This window comes from Psychromonas sp., from assembly GCF_041586535.1.
GTDB lineage: Bacteria > Pseudomonadota > Gammaproteobacteria > Enterobacterales > Psychromonadaceae > Psychromonas.
This window is the reverse complement of sequence record NZ_JBFGZY010000200.1, coordinates 1-4,798: the sequence shown is the minus strand read 5'-3', so window position 1 is coordinate 4,798 and position 4,798 is coordinate 1. Positions and strand designations below refer to the sequence as shown.

The following is a 4,798-nucleotide window of genomic DNA, read 5'->3' as shown; positions in this document are numbered from 1 at the left end:
ATAAAACTACGTTTTAGTCTTTGTTATTGATTTGATTCAGAACGTCCTGTTCTTCACCACTTTGTGGCCAGCTAAAGCTGTTCAAAATCGTTCCATACGATTTTGTGTAATTAGAACAACTAGTTACTGCAATCAATGCCTCGCTTTCATTTATTTTTCCTGACGCCTAAACAGATCATTTAATTAATCCAATTGGTATAACTGCTAGAAAATGGCACATGCGACGTCATCACAACGGACAACAAACGAACAAAAGGCAAAATATTAGACAGTTTAATAAATGCACCGGTAAATCTTTCTTGATATTAGGGGCAATGGCTTTACAACCATATTTAGAGCGGGCGAAACCGCCTGCCCATATCCATTTATAAAGGGTGTCAATAGATTGCTTTTCTGTTCCAGAATTTGTGAATAATTCGAGTAAGCGATTTCTATGTTACTGCTGAATCATATTTTTACTCATGATTAAGATGCTCAGCAAATAAATTATCTTAAATAACCTCAACTCTGGATAATGAAAGCGTCATTGCTTTTAATATCATAATGTTAACGTTTTATATTATACAGTGTCGTTAGTTTCGTGTAGTTCAAGGCGAATCATCGTAGCAATAGCCGGCTATTGGTAGATGATTTAACGCAGAAATACGCGGAAATGGCTGGGTTTTATACCCAGTTACTTCTAAACGCTTTGTCAGGCAAAGCAACTTGTACTAATCTGCATTGTTATAAAATCTCTCTGTACAATAACTAGACTTCAATTTTATGCCAGGCATCTCAGCACACTTTGCCTTGCTGACTTTGCATCTTGAAGTATCATGGGTATATAGATAATCAGATAACTTATTGAAGGTGAAGGCTATGGACAATAAATCATTCGTCAATAAGCTTAACCAGATTACTACCGCTTTATTAACGATGACACCGCCCAAAAAGAGCTTGTTCACTAATCAATTCAGATAGAAATTAGTGTTAGATAGTTACTTAGTTTGGTATTTTTATCAGCGTGCTCTACCTTAAAATAATGATCTTATTTGTTGATATTTGATAAACTACAATAAATAATCAAAATATAATCTTTTCCCAATCAACATCGTGCATGCTAAATTGTGAAAAACATTAACCCCGACTTTTTATTAACATCTAAGGCTGTAATATGTTTGAACGAAATATGCATACCATGCTTGTCCCCGTGCAACAGCTTACGATAGGAATGTACATTTCCGATTTGGACCGCCCCTGGCTCGACACTCCTTTCCCTATTCAGGGATTTGAAATAACCTCACCTGATGATATACAGCTGATTTCAGATAATTGCGAGTTTGTATACGTCGATGTAAAAAAGTCCAGACTCAATACGTATCAGCCCGACAGGCACATTGCCGAAACAGACAGCTCAGCAAAGAGTCTGTTTACAAGACCCATTAAGCGCTCATATCAAACCCCGGTTGCAACCTACCGTGAAGATCAGGTGTATGTGAACAAACACTCTGTTGAGGAGGAGTTAGAGAACGCGCGAAAGACTTATCATAACACCAAAAAAACGGTCAATCAGATTCTCAATAGCTTTAAAACGGGCCGAGATATTAATATTTCTCAAGCCAAAGAAGTGATCAACCAGTGCGTCGAAAGCATCTTTAATAATAAAGACTCGCTGTTGTGGTTTACGGTTATCAAAAATCGTGATCTCTATACATCGGAGCATTGCCTCAATGTGGCCATTCTTTCCATCGCATTCGGCCGTCATCTGGGACACTCAGAGCAAACCCTGAAAATCATCGGTCTTTGCGGCCTGTTGCATGATGTGGGTAAAATAAATATACCTTTAGAGGTACTTAATAAAGATGGTAGTTTTACTCAGGAAGAGTTCGAAGTCATGAAGCAGCACCCGGTTTTTGGACGAGACTACCTGCTAAAACAGCCTAATGTACCGTCCGAAGCTATCGATGCAACCCATTACCACCATGAAAAGATAGATGGCTCCGGTTACCCTGAAGGCCTGAGCGGATCGCAGATCCCCTATTATGCAAAGTTGGTAGCTATCACCGATGCCTACGACGCCATCACCAGCGAACGTGTTTATCAGCATGTCCGTACCACATTGCAGGCGCAAAAAATACTCTATGAAGCTGCGGGCAGCCATTTTGATGAAGAGTTGGTTAAAGCCTTTATTCAATGGTTGGGCATTTATCCGCCCGGCAGCATCGTTGAGATGAGTAACGGCGAAGCCGGAATCGTTTTATCCGTCAACCCCAACATGAAATTAAAACCACGCGTGTTACTGCTGCTTGACGAGGAAAAAAACGCCCAGCCGCAGCGCATTGTAGACTTGTATAAAATCGATCTGGATCGCCACGGTAATGTGTATAAAATTAAAGCCTCACATCCTAATCACAGCTTTGGTATTGATCTGAGAGCCTTCCAACAGAGCAGCATAATAAAAAACATGAAAACAGAGGAAGCAAACATTTGAGTCAGGCGCATAACTGCTCCCGTTGCAACGAAAAGCTGGTTTAATACGCTTGCATTGTTTATTAAGTTCAACGGCAGCACTACACAGCAAAAAAGAACTGCGAATGTGGCACAGGCACAATCAACATTTCATGAAGCAGAGCAGCCTGTTCCCGGACAGGCTTTCAGCGAACAGACTTAACGGTGCATCTGCACCTTGGCAAGGTGTGATTATACAATCAATCTTCCGCTCGAATAATTCCCTCTTCAAGCCATGTTAGATCACCTTTTAAAACACTTTTGGCCAATTTATTCTCTTTTTTATCATCATTATCAGTTAAATCATCAAATAAACGGGCAATCTTTCTTCTGGCGTTTAAACAAAATATATCGGCTAAATATTTAGGTGTCTGATCATCAGGGGTTTCATCCATTTTTAATTTTGCATAGGAGCAGGTCGTCGCCATCGCAAAAAGTTCGGTACCAATTTCCATTAACGCACCGAGGATATTTTGTTTACGTTCTAACCTGTCTTTATAAAGACCCATATAATGAAAAATAGTGCGCGCAAGTTTATGAGATGTACTTTCCACATAGGAGAAATGTTTGGATAACTTGCCTAAATCATCGTGACTATCCCAAAGTGAACTGTTTAACCATTGGGTCGGGTACCATTTACTGTAGAAAGCGGCCAGTTTAACCCCTGCCCGCAGTTTGGTTCCCACCGAAAGATTCTTTTTCAGTATCTCTGCGGTTGTTTTCAGGTGCGGATCCATCGCTTCCCTGGCTAAAAACAGCTTCATAATATCCGTTGTGCCTTCGATGATCCTATTGATACGGGTATCTCTCATCATCCTTTCTACAGGGTATCCTTTTTCGCCTCTGGCCGTTAACGACGATCCCTTTTCATAACCCCGCCCCCCTCTGAACTGCATGGTTTCATCAATCACTTTCCAGGCGAGTTCAGAGCAGAATAATTTTGCCATTGCCGCTTCAATTCTAATATCCACTTTGGGATCATCTGCCATATGGGAGGTCAAATAGGTAACAGCCTCCATCGCAAAGGTACTTGCAGCAATAAATGCAATTTTTTTAGCGCCGGCTTCATGTTTGCCTATTGGCAAGCCCCACTGCACCCTTTCATTACCCCATTCCCTGACGATAGCGAGGCAATATTTAGACATCCCGGTAGCCGCCGCCGGCAGGGTTAACCGTCCGGTATTCAGTGTCGCCAAAGCAAGTTTTAGCCCTTGTCCTTTACCTAAAATAATATTTTCAACCGGCACTTTGACATCAGTAAACTGTATCAAACCGTTTTGAATGCCTCTGATGCCCATAAAATCGCAGCGGTGTTTTATTTCCATACCGGGCATCTCTTTTTCAACAATAAAAGCGGTTATCTGTTTTACCTGGCGGCCATTGGAGAGCGTTTTAGCTTCAGTCTGCGCCATTACAACCAGAACATCTGCAATCAAACCATTGGTACACCAGAGTTTTAGACCATTTAAAAGATAATGTTTACCATCCGGCGTTAAGGTTGCGGTGGTTTCCATTTTGGCAGGATCTGAACCTACTTCGGGTTCGGTAAGAGCGAAAGCCGATATTTTTCCCTGCCTGAATAACGGCAGGTATTTCTCTTTCTGCTCTTTAGTACCAAACATTTTCAGCGGTTGCGGCACCCCGATAGATTGATGGGCACTCAGCAAAACCGCTGTGCTGCCACAATAGGATGAAATGGCTACCATTACCCGGTTGTAATTAACTTGTGAGAGCCCCAAGCCATTATATTCTTTCGGTACTTTCATGGCAAAAAGGCCCATCTCGACCATGCCTTTAATCGCCTCTTCGGGGATAGTCCGAGTCGCATCAACCATTTCAGGATCTAAATTTTGTTTAAGAAAATGACTAACTTTCTTAACTAGATCATCACCTATCTTCTTTTCTTCAGTACTTTGTTGCGGAAAAGGAAATAACAGATAAGGTTGAAAGCGGCCCATAAAAAGCTGTCCGGCGAACCCCTGCGTATCCCCCTGCTCTTCCCGGGCAGCTTCAGCTGCTTGAATGGCAGAGGCTTTGCCTGCATTCATTTTAGACGTATCGATAAGGGATTCTTCTTCCGGTGCTTTCTTATCTTGGCGCATTTTGATTTCCTTCTATCTGTCAAAACCGTATAAAAAATAAAGGTTTTTACGGCCAGTTGATCTTTCCTGGTTAATTTTTGTTCGAGATAAAAGCGTTTTAATCGCGACGCGAGGTGTGTAGCTTAGTCATTCTAAGTAAATACCTCGCAACAAAGAGTAAAACGCTTTTAGCCGAACCCTTCGGGCAGCGTTTGTTGGCTCTTTCTACT

3 protein-coding genes are annotated in these 4,798 nt (G+C 41.6%); 1 reads left to right on the top strand and 2 read right to left on the bottom strand.

Features of this window, described 5'->3' with window-relative positions:
• Window positions 1-13: 13 nt before the first annotated feature.
• Window positions 14-136 (bottom strand): hypothetical protein, encoded by a 123-nt coding sequence (locus ABZA00_RS16325; RefSeq protein WP_372883213.1) that lies wholly within the window; start codon window positions 134-136, stop codon window positions 14-16.
• Window positions 137-1,153: 1,017 nt separating this feature from the next.
• Here ABZA00_RS16325 and ABZA00_RS16320 point away from each other — a divergent pair.
• Window positions 1,154-2,470 (top strand): HD-GYP domain-containing protein, encoded by a 1,317-nt coding sequence (locus tag ABZA00_RS16320; protein ID WP_372883212.1) that lies wholly within the window; start codon window positions 1,154-1,156, stop codon window positions 2,468-2,470.
• Between the two features lie 217 nt (window positions 2,471-2,687).
• Here the strand turns inward: ABZA00_RS16320 and ABZA00_RS16315 are convergent, their stop codons facing one another.
• Window positions 2,688-4,589, bottom strand: coding sequence for an acyl-CoA dehydrogenase family protein (locus tag ABZA00_RS16315; RefSeq protein WP_372883211.1), 1,902 nt, complete (start codon window positions 4,587-4,589; stop codon window positions 2,688-2,690).
• Window positions 4,590-4,798 lie beyond the last annotated feature (209 nt).

Excerpts from the sequence above, each read along its gene's own strand:
- ABZA00_RS16315 (WP_372883211.1), bottom strand. The coding sequence starts at position 4,589 with ATGCGCCAAGATAAGAAAGCACCGGAAGAAGAATCCCTTATCGATACG.
- ABZA00_RS16320 (WP_372883212.1), top strand. The coding sequence starts at position 1,154 with ATGTTTGAACGAAATATGCATACCATGCTTGTCCCCGTGCAACAGCTT.